We start from the raw sequence: 16,630 nt of genomic DNA, 5'->3' as shown, positions 1-16,630 counted from the left end.
TCAAAATATTGAAATATTTATATTAAAAAACTTGAATTTTAAGATAGTATCTATCGACTAAATACTATGGACTATTGTACACTTAGAGCTTGTTTAAATTTTGTCTTCGGAGTTAAAAATGATGATTTTTTTGTGCTGGTGAGCACTACCTTTTTGGCTAACATTACCAGTTTTTTAAACAAGCGCTTACTTGAAAGATGTGGGAACTTGCCAAAGTCCAACACGTTTACAGGTGTTTTTATTTTTACTTTTGGGTATTACCTGTGTCTCAATTTACCCATTTTATTCTACAACATAAAACATCAAACGAAATTCATTGGAGGTAAACTATGACAAAAGATACACAAATGATCTATCATAGCAACTTTTGCAAATATGCTTATTACCCTGAAGACAAGTTGCTTATGGGAGAATGGACAAATACTGATAAGCTTACTCAAAGTATTTTTAAGGATGAGCTGTTAAAAGGAGAGTTGTACGCCATTGAGCATTGTCGCCCAGTATGCTATTTGGTAGATGCCAGCAAGTTTTGGTTGCCCATTACACCTGATACTCAGCGTTGGATGGCAGAAAATATAAGCCCCAATTATGCCAGGTATGGTTTGAAAAAGCTTGCTTTTCTGATGAGCAGTGAATTTATTACCCAACTTTCTATAGAGCAAACCAATAATACAACGTTTGTGCGTGGTGTAGAAAAAAAGCATTTTGAGGAAGAACAGCCCGCGCTCAATTGGTTGAAGTCTTAATTTGTATCAATGAATCATGCCTGTATGATTGTTAGGTGGATACTGGGGTTTGTAAGCTTGTCTTTGGCTCCCACAGCACAAAACCTGGTACCCAACCCAGGGTTTGAAGAGTTCAAAAGTTGCCCTGCCACCTTTGGAGAAATAAGTCAGCTTAAGCATTGGGAAAGTTACCACTACACGCCTGATTTTTTTCATGCCTGTGCTACCAAACCTCAAGTCAAAACGCCTGAGAACTTTTTTGGGATTCAAACGCCAGCCAGTGGCAAAGGGTATGTTGGTCTTACTGCTTTTCATGTCAAAGCACCTCATGAAGTGATTGGTGTAAAATTATTAAAACCTTTGAAAAAAGGAATAAGGTATGAAGCCAGCATAAAAGTGTCGCTAGCAGAGAAGTACTCAACGTATGCTGTAAATAAGCTAGGCCTTCTGTTTACCAATGAGCCCAAAAAAGCTTATAATGCTCATAAAATGCACGTAAAGGCGGTAGATATGATCAAAGAAACCAACGAGTGGGTGACTGTTGGTGGAGTGTTTACCCCAGATAAAGACTATGCCTATATGATGATTGGTAATTTTTTTGACTGGGAACATACCGATCGTTTGGTAGTACACCCTAATGTCGAGTTTAAAGCAGCTTATTATTATATAGACGATGTATATGTGGCAAAACAAGGGGCACGCTTGAGTTTTTCATCAATTACCAGTATCGAAACAGGGGCAGTATATCGTTTAGACAATGTGTCATTTGATTTTGACAAAGCCATGTTCAGACCTTTTTCTAAGGTTGAACTAGGTAAGTTGGTAAAATTGCTGAAACAAAACCCTACAATAGTTATTTTAATAACTGGGCATACTGACAACATAGGCACAGATACCAAAAACTTTGACTTGTCACAACGTAGGGCACAAACAGTGGCCAATTACTTGCTTACTAAAGGAGGAATTGATCCAGACAGGATAAAGACAGAAGGGGTGGGTAAAACTCAACCCATGATATCTAACAGTACCAGTACAGGGAGGGCGCTTAATCGAAGGGTAGAGTTTCGGGTATTGAAAAAGTAATTTATTCAGGATGGTTAAGCAAGTGTAGTTTTACTTCGTTTTCTAAGATTCGGTTTTTAATAGAATTCAAAAGCTATTTTGTTAGTGCTGTAAGATAATTTCCGAATTGTTAAATAACTTTCTATCATTTATAATCTACATAACCAATGGGGGTTGACATACACATAAAGACTGAGCCGGATATTTTTGAAGCCGACTTTGAGCAAAGTAACCATAAATACCGGCTAAGCCGCCAGTTTTGTTGGCTAATAACTGATATGAAAGCGGGTACCAATAGTGAGCTTTTTCAATTGGGCGACTTTACTAATACCGACATTCATCCACTGATCAAAATGTGTGATTATCCGCCAGAGGTGCCCCCCGACCGTTATCGTTTTTTGTATGGCAAACCCAACGAATCGGACGAAGAGGTGCTGGCAAGGGTAAACCAAATGAAACAAGCCAGCCAACAGTCATTAGATACTATAGAGCTGTTGGTACATAAGTTATTGTTGGGGTTAGTGCATCAGGCCAATTTTTTCGAAAAGGTGGTCTATTCTAACCAAAATAAGTACTGGTTGAAGTCTTATTTTAAAGGGGTAGAAAATGATGCACCCAGTCAAAATTTTATGGACAATAACCTGGGGCGTGATTTACGCAATTTTTTGAATACCCTTGAGTATATCAGAAGTAAAAAAGGTGAGCAGGTATTCTTTCGTTTTCTTTAGGAACATGTGCTCAATCGAACAGTTATAGCTCTTTCGAGAGACAGGGTTTTCTTGTAAAGCTCCCCACATAAATACCCCATTAAAAACCAACATTTTAAAGAATGCTTGAAAGGTGTGTGTTTTAATAATTGGCTAGAGTAGACATTATGACAGTTTTTTAGATGCCAAGAAAATGAAAAAGTAGCCAATTTGTCTTGAAATAGGTCAGAAAACCTACTGGCACAGCCATTGATCTAAAAGTAGGCAAATATTAAATTAATTATTAAACCAACAAAACACTATAAAATTATGTCATTGATTAAGTGGAACAGAGATCAATTTTTACCAGATTTTACCAACGTATTAAACGAATTATTCGAAGATGATTTTTTTAGCAAAGGCAAGTATATGCCTGCGGTAAACATTAAAGACAACACGGACGATTATCATATCGAAGTGGCTGCTCCTGGTTTAGACAAGGGTGACTTTAAGATTTCGTTGGATGATGATGTATTGACGATCTCATCAGAGAAAAAATCTGAGCACGTAGAAAACTCAGAAGAACCTCAAGGCGACAAACCTACGTATACTCGCCGGGAGTTTAGCTACCAATCATTTAGTCGTTCGTTTACTTTGCCTAAAAGCGTAAAACACGACGATATTTCGGCAAATTATAATAATGGGGTATTAAGTATTGTAGTACCTAAAGAGGAAGCCTCTAAAGAAGGAGAGGTTAAAACTATTGATATTTCATAAAATAAATCACAAGTTCTTAATTGAAAGGAAAGCGGTATTACTGCTTTCCTTTTTTTCAGCCTAGAGCTTGTTTGGGAATGGTGAGAAAATACCTGACCGATCTTGCGACAAAGATTTTATGCTGATCCTACTACTTGTAAGTTGGTCTTGTACGATAACTTGCAGGGTAACAAAGCTTATCAGGATAAAAAATAATCTCTAAGTTTTAAAGTTGTTTTTTGTCCATTTCTTAAAGCTATTTCAGCTATTATTTTTGCAAATACAAGACCTGTCAAGGGTGTTAAATATTGTTAAAAACTAATCATAAAAAGATCGATTTAGTTATGTTGGTCGTATGGTATATGAGCCATAAGTGTGAAAGGAACGACTACGCATAAAGTAAGAAACCGGCTTATTCGTTGCTTTGCGTAACAATGGAAAGTCCACTATTTTGGAGTAACCCAGTCGTTACACTATTTACATATAACTTTTAAATAACATAAAGAAAATACAGGATGAATAAAAGAAATTTTTTGTATCTGCTATTAGTAGCAGTCTTGGCAAGTGGAGTTACGCTAGGGGTGTATAAGCTTGCTGGGTTTGATAGAAGCGAGATTGTTTTGCAAGAAGCAGGCAATGGTGAAAATGGTGCAGTTGTTCGTTTTGCGAAGGGAGGCAATGCTGGAACACCCGTTGATTTTACCTTGGCTGCGTCAATGAGCACCCCTATGGTAGTACACATAGTAGCTACCCAAAATACCAATCAGCGTGCTAGTCGTGGGCGTCAGGTGCCAGATGTTTTCCGCGAATTTTTTGGTGAAGGCGGAGGTGGTTCATTTCGTCGCCGTAGTCAGCCTGCCCGTTCTTCAGGGTCTGGAGTCATTGTATCAAAAGATGGATACATTGTGACGAATAACCACGTAATAGACAACGCCCGTGAGGTAGATGTAATTTTGAACAACAAAAAAACTTACAAAGCTAGAGTCATAGGCGCTGACCCATCTACAGATTTGGCTTTGGTAAAAATAGATGCCAAAAACCTGCCTTCTATAATATTGGGCAACTCAGACAATGTAAAAGTAGGGCAATGGGTACTTGCGGTAGGTAATCCTTTTAACCTGGAATCGACAGTAACTGCAGGAATTGTAAGTGCTAAAGGTAGAAACCTAAATATGTTACAGCGAGGACAACGCAATCGAATAAGCCCTATAGAGTCGTTTATTCAAACCGATGCTGCAGTAAACCCTGGAAACAGTGGAGGCGCTTTGATTAATACCAAAGGTGAATTGATTGGAATAAACACTGCCATAGCTACACCTACCGGTACTTTTGCCGGGTACTCGTTTGCGGTGCCGGTAAATATTGTTAAAAAAATTATCAAAGACCTGGTAGAGTTTGGTACAGTACAACGCGCTTATTTAGGGGTGTACTTCCGTGAATTGAACGGTGAATTGGCAAAACAGTTAAAGTTAGACATTACCGAAGGAACCCATATAGATAGTTTGGTAGTGGGTGGCTCAGCTGAACAAAGCGGAGTGAAAAAAGGAGATGTGATTGTAGACATTGAAGGCAAAAAAATCAAAGGCTCGTCTGATCTGTTGGAAGCTATTGGACGTAAACGTCCAGGCGATAAAGTACGCATAAAAGTAAGTCGTAACGGTAAAATCAAAGAAGTGACTATTAAATTGAAAAACCGTGATGGCAACAGCGACTTGGTGACCAAAAAGAGAGCAAGTTCTTTCCGTACCCTAGGGGCTGAGTTTGCCGAGCTTACCGATGCCGAAAAGCAGCGATATGATGTAAGTGGAGGTGTGAAAGTAAGCAAAATGTTTGCGGGCACCTTACGTAGCATGACCGATATGCAAGAAGGTTTTATCATTACTGAAGTAAACGGTAAAAAAGTGAACTCAATAAGCGACCTGAAGTCGGCTTTGAGTAGCTCTAATAGCAGCATGGTAACACTAGGTGGGGTTTACCCTAATGACCCAGGGCAACGTTACTATGCCTTTAAGAATAAGTAAACCTTTTAGTTTCCTTGAAAAATAACAAATTCCGCTCAGGTACCTGAGCGGAATTTGTTATTTTTACCCCTTAGTAAAACTTTGCTCAGGCAGATTTGGCTATCAAGTAAGTGTGCATGTACAAAACTCCCGCCCAGTAAATTGTACCAGGAGTTTTGTAAAAACGGTTGTTATATCATTTGCTATATTACTAAATTGGCCAGCTTCATATACCCACTAATTATACACCCATTACTATGTCAAGCATTATCATTATTTTTATTCTTGTAGCATCCATCATCGCTATAATTTCTACATCTATTGGCAGGTTTACCAATAAAACCATAGACAAGGTAATGAAACAAATGCCCTATCTGGAAGAGCAAGAAACTACCCATAAACCACATTACTCGCCCGATACTTTGCAAGCAAACAAGGTGGCTTCTGACAAGGACATTATAGAGGTAGCAGTGGCCAATGGTGGCAGAGTAACCCCCACTGTGCTATGTGCCCGCCTGGATATTTCTATCGATGAGGCTACTTCAAAGCTTGAAAACTTGCACACTAAAGGGGTTTTTACCTTAGAAAATACCGAAGCAGGGCATTTGGTGTATGTATTGATAGACTTTGATTTGATGCGCTAAATTTTTATTTGTCATAACCAATTTATAATAGAACTATGGAATCTAATACAACCCCTATTATATTGTTGGCTATTGCGGCATCAGTAGTAGTATTGATACCCGTGGTAGTCATGTTTAGAAAATTTACCCGTAATAATAACCAAAAAACAATGGGTGGAATGGTAAACGAGTTTCGGCAAGTGGTAGATACTGCCCATAAACCCTTGTATGACCCCCCACATAATGTTGTTGAAGTAAGCGATAAAGCTGTCATAGAAGTAGCCGTGGCAAACAACGGCAAAGTAACGTCTACTGTTTTATGTGCCAAGTTAGATATTTCGGTGGCTGATGCTACCGCCAAACTCGAAAGCTTGCACAATCAGGGTATTTTTACTTTAGACAATACTGAGTCAGGGCATTTAGTCTATGTTTTGGTTGACCTGGATTTGATGAAATAGTATTTTTTTGGCTAATCAAAAACTTAAAAATAAGTAAAAGATATACGCCTGAGCAAAAAACGGTTAGGTAGAACCATTGCCACCGTAAAACCATACACTGAAGCCAATAAGTAAAGCGAAAAAAATAAGATGTGCCAATAAAACAAAATATTTGTTGAGTAGGCGAGTCAAAAAACCTTTGCATAGCCAAAGCTATGGAACTGTTTTTTGAGGAAGTCCACTCGGCAAAGATGCCGTTTTATGGCTCAGATTATTTTTGTAGGTTTACTAACTAAAAATAAAATAATGCAAAAACTACAAAACTACATCAATGGAGAGTTGGTAGCTCCTGTATCGGGGCGATATATAGATAATTATGATCCGGCAATTGGCGAGGTATATTCATTGATTCCTGACTCAGGCGAAGAAGATGTGCAACAAGCGGTGGCCGCAGCCCAAACAGCTTTTGAGGGGTGGTCGTTGATGCCTGCTGAGCAACGTTCGCGTATTATGCTGCGAATTTCAACATTGATCGAAGATAACCTTGACCGTTTGGCAAAAGCCGAGTCGGTAGATAATGGTAAACCGGTAAGTCTCGCTACTCAGGTAGACATTCCGAGGGCCGCCAAAAACTTTTGGTTTTATGCTACGGGTTTGGTGCATTACTCCTCGCAGGCACATGCCATGGAAAACTCGGCAATTAACTATACATTGAGGCATCCGCTGGGTGTAGTAGGTTGTATCTCTCCCTGGAATTTACCTTTGTATTTATTTAGTTGGAAAATAGCCCCTGCGCTGGCCGCTGGCAATTGTGTGGTAGCCAAACCTTCTGAAATAACTCCAATGACTGCTTATTTATTGTCAGAAATTTGCCAACAGGCAGGTTTGCCCAAAGGAGTACTTAACATAATACACGGTTATGGACACAAGGCTGGAGCTGCCATTGTCAGTCATCCCCAAGTAAAGGCCATATCGTTTACTGGTGGCACCAAAACCGGGGAAGCCATTGCCCGCGAAGCTGCCCCTAAGTTTAAGAAACTTTCGTTGGAGTTGGGGGGTAAAAACCCTAATATTATTTTTGCCGATTGTAACTACGAGCAAATGCTAGAGACTACTTTGCGTTCATCGTTTGCCAATCAAGGGCAGATTTGCCTGTGTGGTTCACGTATTTTTGTGGAAAAATCATTGTATGAAAAGTTTAAAAAAGATTTTATAGCACGTGTAAAAGAAATGCGTATTGGCGACCCTGCTGCAGACGGTACGCGTATTGGAGCAGTTGTGTCTGAATCCCACATGAACAAAATCTTGTCTTATATAGACCTTGCCCAACAAGAAGGGGGGATCCTTTTGACAGGAGGCAAACGTCATCAATTGCAAGGGCGTTGTGTCAATGGTTATTTTGTGGAACCTACAGTAGTAGAGGGCTTGAGCTATGACTGTAGAGTAAACCAAGAAGAAATTTTTGGTCCGGTAGTCACTATTATGCCTTTCGAGACAGAAGAAGAAGTACTTAAGTATGCCAATAGTGTGCAATATGGTTTATCCTCTACAGTATGGACAGAAAGCCTGAATCGGGCTACTCGCCTGGCACAACAAATAGAGGCAGGAATTGTATGGGTAAACTGTTGGTTATTGCGTGACTTACGTACCCCGTTTGGTGGAGTAAAAGCTTCTGGGGTGGGGCGTGAGGGTGGCTTTGACGCAATGGAGTTTTTTACTGAGCCCAAAAATGTATGTATAAAAATAAACTAAATAAATAATGAGCGAAACTAAAGATATAAGAAACTCAAGCAAAGCTCCCGAACCAGTGGGCTTGTATCCACATGCCCGTAAAGTAGGCAATCTCTTGTTTTTGTCAGGTGTTGGTCCGCGCGAACGTGGTACCAAACAAATACCAGGAGTAGAATTAGACGATGAGGGTAACATCATATCTTATGACATTGCGGCACAGTGCCATTCGGTTTTTCAAAACGTACGCTATATCCTAGAAGATTCGGGTTCAAGCTGGGATCAGTTGGTAGATGTGACGGTGTTTTTGACTAATATGAAAGACGATTTTAAAACCTACAATAAAATTTATGCAGAATATTTCAAAGACAACCAACCTTGTCGCACCACAGTAGAAATCAATTGTTTGCCTACCCCCATAGGCATAGAACTTAAGTGCATTGCTACAGTAGAGTAAGGAGGGCAAACATTCACAGCTTCAAGCAACAAGCCGCAAGTATCACCTACTACATTTGTTGCTTGAAGCTAATCGCTTACGGCTACCTATTCATACATCAACTCCGTCAGGTTATTCATGTCAATAGGTTGATGCACTATCTGTACCTCCCATTTTTGCTTGCGATTATTTTTTCTATCCAATCCTCGCAAAGTTATATGGGCGGTATGCCCCTGTTGACGTTGGTTAATGTGTACTGCCTGTCCATTTTTGTCTTGAATGCCAATACCCAAACTTACGTGCAAAGGATGATCGCCCATAGTATTTTTTCGGGTAAGCATCCATAAGGATTTTAGTAACTCCTTTTCCTTTTTGGCATTTTTTACTTGTTTCAAAGCCTTCCTTATTTCCAATGCCTTGGTTTGCTCATAGTCTTGAGCATTGTCTGCCAGTTCCGACGAGTGTACATCGTGTTTGGTGGCAAGCAATTTCTCAAGATCAGGTGTAAGTTGTTTTACATATTGAATCAAAGCAGTAGTTTCTGATGTTTCCTTGGTTCGATTGTCCCAAATAAGCCGATACACTTGTTTGTGTGTCTTACTTAGGCGAATGATTTGAGTACTTACTCCGCTGGCTCCGCTTAGTTTTTTACCTGCTGCTGGTAATGCTTTGCTTTGTTCTTTAAGTTTTTTAAAGTCCTGAACACTAATTTTAAATTCTTGATGGGCAATGGTGTCACCATATACATCTACACTTACTTGAGCTTTGCCACTGGTTGCCAATACAATGGTATAACTTCGATGAAAACGCGCTTCTACTGAACTATCTCGGTAGCGGTAAGTAATCTTGTCAAAGTCTTGAGGGGGAGTAGCCTGACAAGCCATTGCCAATAGGCATATCAAAAAATAATGGGCATATTTCATAGAATATAGTATTTTGAATCCAGTACTAACAAAGGTGATTAAATACTGACCTTTCGCAGTGATTTTTTTTGTTTAATTGAAAAGAATTACAATGTTGGTTTATGAGCGCGTCAGCTGGACTCAGCCTTAGTTTGTTGCCGTTAAGTTGAAAATCCCGAACTTGTATTCGGGGAATCTGTGAAACGAAGCCGTAAAACCGAGGCTGCAGCTTTGCTGCGCCGAGCTCTGCTTTAGCTAAACAGATCACTGTTTGAGCGAAGCGAGTTTGAGCTGTTTAGCCGAAAAAGGCAGAGCCCCGAATCAAGTTCGGGATTTTAAAACTTGGGCTTCGCCCTGCGGTTCGGCGTAGTGCAACAGATTTAGGCGAAACAAACTACAGCTGCGGTGCTTGAACTCTCCGAGAGCAAGCTCGGAGCTGCGAGCCGAACTTGATTCGGAGGTTTTTTGATTACCTTTTTTACCTGTAGAAAATCCATAATCCTCCGAGAGCAAGCTCGGAGCTGTGAACCGAACTTGATTCGGGGAAGTAATGGCTCACAGATACTCGAGTCATTGCTTTTTATAAGCGTATTTTGCTGAGTGGTATTTTTTCACATGAAACAAGTTTTTGACCTGCGAAAGGTCAGGTAAATAGTTTGTTGATAAGACCGCATGCAGAGAAAACAGGTAATAAGTAAATTGGGCAAAACATCCAATTTACTTATTACTGAATATCTTATTTTCAACGCTTTACAAAGCGAAATTTGCCTGTAGTTAAGTCAAAGTGTAACTCAGCCACTACTATACTATTGCGGTCTACCCGACTGTCTTTTTTTATATAAATAGTAGTGCCGTGTTGGGGCAAGCTGGTAATATCGCTAAAAAGCGCCATTTCTCCTTGAGCTTGCCTTTGCCTTTCGTTGGCTGACATTTTGGCTTTTATGAGTTGATTTACTCGATTCCCGAAGTCATTCATCGTCATTCCTACAATCTGATTAGGCAACAGGGTTAACTTCCCTTGTTGCATGCCATAAAACTGTAGCAGAGTAATACAAGCTTGCATACACATCAATGTGGTTACAGCCAACATCTCTTGCCCGCCATTGGTAACATAATAAGCCAGCTCTCCCCGTGTGATTGCTTGGTTGGTATAAGAGGCTTCGTACTTCATATAACCATTATGCAGGTCTTTTTTAGTAATGGTAAATTTAACATTGGCTTGAGCAGGGCTATTAAAGTAAGCTTTCACTAGGGCTTGCATACCTACTCTTGCCTTAGGTTTGGCTATTGCCGAAAGGCTAAAAAATATAGTAATAGCCGATAATTTTAGGATTGTTTTCATAAATATAATAGGGTTTATTGTTCAGTTGATTTGTTCGAAATTGTTTAAATTTGCAGGGCTTGGAGGCAAGCCTTCCACAATTAGGTTAATTTAAAAAAAGCCCTTGTAGTTTTTACCAGATAAGTAAATTATTTGCAACCATTCCTAAGATAAAACATCATGTACAATTCTCCAGACCCAAATTCACCAATACCAGGTTTGGGTTTATGAACGGTTAAGTTGATAGTAAAACTCTTTTAACCGAGCCACAATTTCTTCTGCCTTCATGCTATACAAAGCCTCTTCGTAGTCTTGCCATTGTGCCTGAAAAGCTTTCATAAAATCGCCCAAGGCTTTACCTTGAAGGTTTGGGAAGAGTTTCATGATTAATCTGCCATTGTATTTGGTTTTAATAGCCAGCACATATTTTTCTCTTTCTTTTTCGGCGGCAATGTGAGTCAACAAATCAGCCTCTGGAAAATAAGCCTCAATTGCTGACAGGTAGGCATCCTTTTCGTCAAAGTCGTAAGTTTTGTCTATGTGCTGTGCTTCCAAATACTCTAGAAAAGCCTGGATAGTAGGGCGTTCTTTGGCACGTTTTTCCATCTTATTACTCATGTCCAAGTAAGGCTTTACCGAAAAATAAGGGCAGGCTACCACCCAGTCAAACATTTCGGCTTTGCTGGCAAAACCCCGTTGCCAATGGTCAAAATCCAACTTCAGAAACCCCATAATCCTGGCAGCATCTTTTGATACTTCAATGTCTTTTTGATAGTGATTATCGACACGACGAAACACATACTGAAGTCCTCGTTCGCCGTATTTCAGGTTAAACCGTTTGAAAATACGCCCTATCAAATTGCCAATATCATTGAAAGACAAAAAGTTGTAGGTAGTTTCAAAGTATTGATGGCTTCTTACAAAAAAATCTACCTGAAAATTTTTATACACTGTGCTAAACACTGCTCCTGCCGATTTGGATTGGCTAATGCCCAAGTCTTGAACAATTTCTTTTTGGGTTTGCTCCCAGCCGTTGGTGATGCCCGCCGATGATACTACAATATCCATATCGCCAAAATCGGGTTTATTGGTATAATAGCGGGGAATACGGTAATGTTGTCCAAGTTTTTGATCCAAGTATGCTTTGATTTCTGTTTCTATTTGTTTGTAATCGGCACGAGGTAAGCGCCCCAGTTTAAATAAGTTTCCACCCATAATAAGTAAGGTTTAATTCATGTAAGTTTGGATTTTTTTTGCAAATTTGAAAAAGCGAATGTACAATGTAAAACAAAAACTTTGGTACCCAATAATATATACTCTAACAAAAAGCTGTGATTGGAGTAGCAACAAGTAATTAGACTATCAACTACAAGCAAGGATAATTCGCTTATAGTGTGATAATTACACCTGGTCATTAGGTATGTTAGATTTTGCCTCAGCACTTACTTATCAATAGTTTACACTCATTCGTAATTCGTAATTAATTATTTATACATTTTGTTTATGAAACCATTCAATGTACACAATCTACTACAATGGGTAGAAGAAAATAAAGATGAGCTAAAGCCCCCAGTATGTAACAAAGAAGTATACCCTGGAGGAGATTTTATAGTAATGGTAATAGGAGGCCCCAACCTGCGTAAAGACTATCATTACAATGAAGGACCTGAGTTTTTTTATCAAATCAAGGGAGATATTACCCTAAAAGTGATAGAAGAAGGAGAGTTTAAAGATGTGGTGATTAAAGAAGGGGAAATGTACTTACTGAACCCCAAAGTGCCACATTCTCCTCAACGCCCAGAGGGGACTGTAGGGTTGGTAATAGAAGAAAAACGCAAGGACTATCAAACCGATGGTTTTCAGTGGTATTGCGATAGTTGCGGACATAAACTGCATGATGAGTATTTTAAACTGGTAAACATAGAAAAGCAATTGCCCGAAACATTTGCTAAGTTTAATGGCAATGTTGAATTACATAAGTGTAGCAACTGTGGTGATGTGCTCAAAGTACCCAACAAAGCAACAACTGCTAAGTAAAAGCAGAACCCTGCCTGATACTTTGGGCAGGTTCCTTTTCAGCTCTATACTATGAGCTCTTAGGAACGGTGTCAAAATAAATTTACATTCTTAACCTCATCTTTTTTAGACATGCTTCGTTAAAAAAACTTGCCATAGCTATGGCTATGCCGCGTTTTTTGACCTCGCCTGACCAAAAAATATTTCCTTAAACTATAGAACTTTATTTTTGCATCGTTCCTTAGGAATGGTGAGAAATTAAATTACCATTCTTGAGGTAGAAGTTTTGTTTTGAGACGAGGCTATTTTTTGCGCCCATAGCAGCGCTACGGGCAATAAAAATAACGAAGTATCAAGGCGAAAGATCACCTCTCAGAGTGTAAATTTATTTTTGAACAATTCCTTAGATTGAAATACAACCACATATATGGAAGCACCTACTCCACCTAAAAACGAGAAAGAGCGTTTAGAAAACTTACTTTCCTATCATATTCTTGATACATTTCCAGAAGAAGACTACGATGCCATCACTACCATTGCTGCACAGATTTGTGGTACTTCTATTTCGTTGATCAGCCTGATTGACGACAAACGTCAATGGTTTAAGTCTCGTTATGGTTTGGCGGTTCCCGAAACCCCCAAAGCATACGCTTTTTGTGCCCACGCCATCAATACTCCAGATGCTCCTATGATTATTAATGACTCGCGCAAAGATCCACGTTTTTACGATAATCCGTTGGTCACTGGTGCCCCTTATGTTATTTTTTATGCCGGCATTCCACTTAATACCAAAGAGGGTTTTCCGCTGGGTACTTTATGTGTGATAGATGAGCAACCTAAAGAGTTATCTGAAAAACAATTGAAAGCTCTTCAGGCATTGTCCAGGCAAGTCATTAGCTTACTAGAACTGCGCAAAAGCAAGCGGGAGCTTGAAGATACTAACCAAAGACTAGCTGAGGCAAACGAAAACCTCAATAAGTTTGTGCACGTGGTAGCCCATGATCTCAAAACTCCCTTAAATAATATCACCATGATTGTAGACATGTTGCTTACAGGTCAAAACATGACAGGAAAGCAAGCCCGCTATACCCAGATGATTGGAAAAGCTACCGGTAATCTGCGTCATATCATTGATCGTTTGCTGGAGTATTACAAGAGTGATGAAATAGGCAAAGCTAAAAAAGTAAACCTGGTACTCAGTGAATTGATTGATAATTTAAGGTCTTTGTTGAGTATGGAAGCTGAAATAAATATTCAGCTGCATACTGTGATTCATCAGTTAAATACCAATCAGGCAGTTGTAGAGCAAGTGTTGCTAAACCTGGTAACCAATGCTGTCAAGTATAATGATAAAGAGGTAGTTGAAATTAGCATTACAGTAACCGAAGACCCAGCAGTGTATGTGTTTCAGGTAAAAGACAATGGGGTAGGCATTGCCCCCGAATATCAGGAGAAAATATTTGAGATTTTTACTACCGTATCCAGGCAAGACCGTTTTGGGGCGCAAGGATCAGGCATAGGGTTGGCCACTGTTCAAAAACTGGTGAGTTCACAAGGAGGGGTGGTAAATGTAGTATCTGAGCCTGGACAAGGTTCAACATTTAGTTTTACTATTAAAAAATAACCTATGACCGACAATAAAACCATCCGCTATTTTGCCGATCCAATGTGTTCTTGGTGTTGGGGGGCGGCAGCATCTGTAACGCGTTTGAAAGAGCAATACCACGAATTTGACTTTGAATTGATAATGGGTGGTTTGCGCCCCTACGAGACCCGCCCACTAGATGCCAACAGCCGCGACAAGCTGATACAGCACTGGAGGCAAATTGGCGAAGCCACTGAACAACCTTTTGACGAGACTATTTTACACACCCCTGGTTTTGTTTATAACACCGAAGCTGCGGCAAGAGCGGTGGTTACTGTTAAAAAAATAAACCCTGCAATGACTTTTGTTTTTTTTAAAGCAGTACAAAAAGCTTTTTATGCAGAAGGCAAACACCCACAGCAGTTAAGCACCTATCTTGAGCTTTGCCAAAACATGGGCATTTCTGCGGAGGAATTTGCGCGTATTTTTGAGTTACAAACTACTAAAGAGGCTACTGAGGAGGAGTTTATGCGTGCCAAAACTTTTTATGGTATTACAGGGTTTCCCACATTATTGCTACAGTTTGGTGCTAAAGCCAAGCCTATAGCCAGAGGGTACCTGCCCTATGAACAAATGGAGCAAAACATAGAGCAAATTTTAATGAAATATGCTAAGTAGTAGTAAACGGTTAGTTAAGAACTGACATTCAGTGTTTAGGCTGAATTTGCCATTCTTAAGCCAATTTTGTTTTAATGCTTATACTTCATTGCTTCTAACTTGAAGCTTATCGCTCATAGCTTGTTGTTTCTATACTCATTTGTAATTGAATAATTTGTAATTGCTTATCATGGATTCTAATCAGAAAATTATCATTGTTGGAGCTGGACTAGCTGGCTCTTTATTGTCTATTTACATGGCACGCCGTGGGTTTCAGGTAGAAGTATACGAAAAACGACCCGATATGCGTAAGGCAGACATCAGCGCCGGAAGGTCAATCAACCTGGCTTTGTCGCATCGAGGCATTCGTGCGTTGGAACGTGCCAACATTGCCAAACAAATTCTTGCCGATGCCATTCCTATGAGAGGACGCATGTTGCATAGCGTAGAGGGTGCCCTTACTTTTGTACCTTATGGCAAGGACGATTCTGAGTATATCAACTCTATCTCTAGAGGGGGGTTAAATATTGCCTTGATGAACATAGCCGAAGCGTACGACAAGGTGAGCTTCATGTTTAACGAAGCTTGCGAATCTGTAGATTTTGAGGCGGGTACCATTGAGTTAAAAAACACCCAATCAGGCGAAAGCCGTCAAATAAAGGGTGAGGTGATTATTGGTGCTGATGGAGCTGGTTCGGCGATTAGAGCCGCTATAGATGGGCGTCTAAAGGAACAAGATGACTTTCAAAACACCACCGAGTTTTTGGCGCATGGTTACAAAGAACTGACAATTCCTCCGGGCGAAGCAGGTGCTTTTTTGATTGATAAAAACTCATTACATATTTGGCCACGGGGTTCTTATATGCTCATTGCTTTGCCCAATCTGGATGGAAGCTTTACTTGTACCTTGTTTTTTCCAAACGAGGGTGAAAATAGCTTTGCTACCTTAGATACGCCTGACAAAGTCAAAGCGTTTTTTGAGGCAACTTTTGCCGATGCAGTACCTTATTTGCCTGAGCTTACCCAAGAGTTTTTCGACAATCCTACTGGTTTGTTAGGTACTGTACGTTGTTATCCCTGGCACTTTGGTGGCAAGGCTGTGTTGGTAGGCGATGCTGCCCATGCCATTGTTCCTTTTTATGGGCAAGGAATGAATGCCTCGTTTGAAGATTGTATTGCTTTTGACGAATGCCTGGAGAAATATGGCAACGAAGGCTGGCAAAAAGTGTTTGAGGAGTATCAGACGTTACGTAAAGCCAATTCAGATGCGATCGCAACCCTTGCGGTAGAAAATTTTTACGAAATGCGCGATGGAGTGGCTGATCCGGCTTTTTTGCGTAAGCGACAGCTAGAACGTATGCTCGAAAACAAATACGACGATTATCACTCTAAATACTCTATGGTTACATTTAACCCTGCTATCTCTTATGCAGAGGCGCATAAGCGTGGCAATCGTCAAAACGAGTTTTTACTGGAGGTTTGCCGCAAGGTAGATTCGGTAGATGAGTTGAATGTAGACGAAATTTATGCACAACTAAAGGCCGCTTTGGTATAGGGGCGCTCTATATCAACCCTTACTTTTATATCGATTGCGCGTGTCCTCATGCGCAATTTGTGTTAACTTGCCACTTTATTATTGGGTTGTGATTGATTTGACGTTGGGGGCTATGCTTACATCGTTGATTAATAATGATTT

Annotated in this window: 16 protein-coding genes; 13 read left to right on the top strand and 3 right to left on the bottom strand. The window is 39.9% G+C overall.

Annotation, left to right across the window (positions count from 1 at the left end):
* The first annotated feature begins 329 nt into the window (after positions 1 to 329).
* From Q0954_RS08380 to Q0954_RS08340, 9 genes are all read left to right on the top strand, one after another.
* The gene (locus Q0954_RS08380) at positions 330 to 746 is read left to right on the top strand and encodes a hypothetical protein (RefSeq protein ID WP_299455804.1); all 417 of its coding nucleotides are present in this window, start codon (positions 330 to 332) and stop codon (positions 744 to 746) included.
* Between the two features lie 9 nt (positions 747 to 755).
* Positions 756 to 1,808, top strand: coding sequence for an OmpA family protein (locus Q0954_RS08375; RefSeq protein ID WP_299455802.1), 1,053 nt, complete (start codon positions 756 to 758; stop codon positions 1,806 to 1,808).
* A gap of 146 nt (positions 1,809 to 1,954) precedes the next feature.
* A complete protein-coding gene (locus tag Q0954_RS08370; protein WP_299455800.1) occupies positions 1,955 to 2,515 on the top strand; it encodes a hypothetical protein in 561 nt (186 codons plus the stop codon).
* 288 nt (positions 2,516 to 2,803) lie between these two features.
* On the top strand, positions 2,804 to 3,250 hold the full coding sequence (locus Q0954_RS08365; protein ID WP_299455798.1) for an Hsp20/alpha crystallin family protein: 447 nt from the start codon (positions 2,804 to 2,806) through the stop codon (positions 3,248 to 3,250).
* Positions 3,251 to 3,744: 494 nt separating this feature from the next.
* Positions 3,745 to 5,250 (top strand): Do family serine endopeptidase, encoded by a 1,506-nt coding sequence (locus Q0954_RS08360; RefSeq protein ID WP_299455796.1) that lies wholly within the window; start codon positions 3,745 to 3,747, stop codon positions 5,248 to 5,250.
* Positions 5,251 to 5,486: 236 nt separating this feature from the next.
* Positions 5,487 to 5,873, top strand: coding sequence for a hypothetical protein (locus tag Q0954_RS08355; protein WP_299455794.1), 387 nt, complete (start codon positions 5,487 to 5,489; stop codon positions 5,871 to 5,873).
* Positions 5,874 to 5,908: 35 nt separating this feature from the next.
* Positions 5,909 to 6,310, top strand: a complete 402-nt coding sequence (locus Q0954_RS08350; RefSeq protein ID WP_299455792.1) for a hypothetical protein — start codon at positions 5,909 to 5,911, stop codon at positions 6,308 to 6,310.
* A 285-nt stretch (positions 6,311 to 6,595) separates the two neighbouring features.
* The gene (locus tag Q0954_RS08345) at positions 6,596 to 8,041 is read left to right on the top strand and encodes an aldehyde dehydrogenase (protein WP_299455790.1); all 1,446 of its coding nucleotides are present in this window, start codon (positions 6,596 to 6,598) and stop codon (positions 8,039 to 8,041) included.
* 7 nt (positions 8,042 to 8,048) lie between these two features.
* Positions 8,049 to 8,474, top strand: coding sequence for a Rid family hydrolase (locus Q0954_RS08340; protein WP_299455788.1), 426 nt, complete (start codon positions 8,049 to 8,051; stop codon positions 8,472 to 8,474).
* An 86-nt stretch (positions 8,475 to 8,560) separates the two neighbouring features.
* Here Q0954_RS08340 and Q0954_RS08335 read toward each other — a convergent pair whose 3' ends face one another.
* The 3 genes from Q0954_RS08335 to Q0954_RS08325 all read right to left on the bottom strand — a co-directional run bounded on the left by Q0954_RS08335 (position 8,561) and on the right by Q0954_RS08325 (position 11,891).
* Positions 8,561 to 9,376, bottom strand: coding sequence for a hypothetical protein (locus tag Q0954_RS08335; protein ID WP_299455786.1), 816 nt, complete (start codon positions 9,374 to 9,376; stop codon positions 8,561 to 8,563).
* A gap of 721 nt (positions 9,377 to 10,097) precedes the next feature.
* Complete coding sequence (locus Q0954_RS08330) at positions 10,098 to 10,697, bottom strand: hypothetical protein (RefSeq protein ID WP_299455784.1); 600 nt, start codon at positions 10,695 to 10,697, stop codon at positions 10,098 to 10,100.
* A 204-nt stretch (positions 10,698 to 10,901) separates the two neighbouring features.
* Positions 10,902 to 11,891, bottom strand: coding sequence for a hypothetical protein (locus Q0954_RS08325; protein ID WP_299455782.1), 990 nt, complete (start codon positions 11,889 to 11,891; stop codon positions 10,902 to 10,904).
* Positions 11,892 to 12,179: 288 nt separating this feature from the next.
* Between Q0954_RS08325 and Q0954_RS08320 the strand changes: the two genes are divergently transcribed.
* From Q0954_RS08320 to Q0954_RS08305, 4 genes are all read left to right on the top strand, one after another.
* Positions 12,180 to 12,713 carry a 3-hydroxyanthranilate 3,4-dioxygenase gene (locus Q0954_RS08320; RefSeq protein WP_299455780.1) on the top strand — a complete coding sequence of 178 codons (534 nt, stop codon included), beginning with the start codon at positions 12,180 to 12,182 and terminating at the stop codon, positions 12,711 to 12,713.
* 406 nt (positions 12,714 to 13,119) lie between these two features.
* Positions 13,120 to 14,316, top strand: a complete 1,197-nt coding sequence (locus Q0954_RS08315) for a GAF domain-containing sensor histidine kinase (RefSeq protein ID WP_299455778.1) — start codon at positions 13,120 to 13,122, stop codon at positions 14,314 to 14,316.
* Positions 14,317 to 14,319: 3 nt separating this feature from the next.
* Positions 14,320 to 14,955, top strand: coding sequence for a DsbA family protein (locus Q0954_RS08310; RefSeq protein WP_299455776.1), 636 nt, complete (start codon positions 14,320 to 14,322; stop codon positions 14,953 to 14,955).
* Positions 14,956 to 15,124: 169 nt separating this feature from the next.
* Positions 15,125 to 16,489, top strand: a complete 1,365-nt coding sequence (locus Q0954_RS08305) for an NAD(P)/FAD-dependent oxidoreductase (RefSeq protein ID WP_299455773.1) — start codon at positions 15,125 to 15,127, stop codon at positions 16,487 to 16,489.
* Positions 16,490 to 16,630 lie beyond the last annotated feature (141 nt).

The organism is uncultured Microscilla sp. (assembly GCF_947493425.1).
GTDB lineage: Bacteria > Bacteroidota > Bacteroidia > Cytophagales > Microscillaceae > Microscilla.
This window is presented reverse-complemented; position numbering and strand designations above follow the sequence as displayed.

Excerpts from the sequence above, each read along its gene's own strand:
- Q0954_RS08380 (WP_299455804.1), top strand. The coding sequence starts at position 330 with ATGACAAAAGATACACAAATGATCTATCATAGCAACTTTTGCAAATAT.
- Q0954_RS08375 (WP_299455802.1), top strand. The coding sequence starts at position 756 with ATGAATCATGCCTGTATGATTGTTAGGTGGATACTGGGGTTTGTAAGC.
- Q0954_RS08370 (WP_299455800.1), top strand. The coding sequence starts at position 1,955 with ATGGGGGTTGACATACACATAAAGACTGAGCCGGATATTTTTGAAGCC.
- Q0954_RS08365 (WP_299455798.1), top strand. The coding sequence starts at position 2,804 with ATGTCATTGATTAAGTGGAACAGAGATCAATTTTTACCAGATTTTACC.
- Q0954_RS08360 (WP_299455796.1), top strand. The coding sequence starts at position 3,745 with ATGAATAAAAGAAATTTTTTGTATCTGCTATTAGTAGCAGTCTTGGCA.
- Q0954_RS08355 (WP_299455794.1), top strand. The coding sequence starts at position 5,487 with ATGTCAAGCATTATCATTATTTTTATTCTTGTAGCATCCATCATCGCT.
- Q0954_RS08350 (WP_299455792.1), top strand. The coding sequence starts at position 5,909 with ATGGAATCTAATACAACCCCTATTATATTGTTGGCTATTGCGGCATCA.
- Q0954_RS08345 (WP_299455790.1), top strand. The coding sequence starts at position 6,596 with ATGCAAAAACTACAAAACTACATCAATGGAGAGTTGGTAGCTCCTGTA.
- Q0954_RS08340 (WP_299455788.1), top strand. The coding sequence starts at position 8,049 with ATGAGCGAAACTAAAGATATAAGAAACTCAAGCAAAGCTCCCGAACCA.
- Q0954_RS08335 (WP_299455786.1), bottom strand. The coding sequence starts at position 9,376 with ATGAAATATGCCCATTATTTTTTGATATGCCTATTGGCAATGGCTTGT.
- Q0954_RS08330 (WP_299455784.1), bottom strand. The coding sequence starts at position 10,697 with ATGAAAACAATCCTAAAATTATCGGCTATTACTATATTTTTTAGCCTT.
- Q0954_RS08325 (WP_299455782.1), bottom strand. The coding sequence starts at position 11,891 with ATGGGTGGAAACTTATTTAAACTGGGGCGCTTACCTCGTGCCGATTAC.
- Q0954_RS08320 (WP_299455780.1), top strand. The coding sequence starts at position 12,180 with ATGAAACCATTCAATGTACACAATCTACTACAATGGGTAGAAGAAAAT.
- Q0954_RS08315 (WP_299455778.1), top strand. The coding sequence starts at position 13,120 with ATGGAAGCACCTACTCCACCTAAAAACGAGAAAGAGCGTTTAGAAAAC.
- Q0954_RS08310 (WP_299455776.1), top strand. The coding sequence starts at position 14,320 with ATGACCGACAATAAAACCATCCGCTATTTTGCCGATCCAATGTGTTCT.
- Q0954_RS08305 (WP_299455773.1), top strand. The coding sequence starts at position 15,125 with ATGGATTCTAATCAGAAAATTATCATTGTTGGAGCTGGACTAGCTGGC.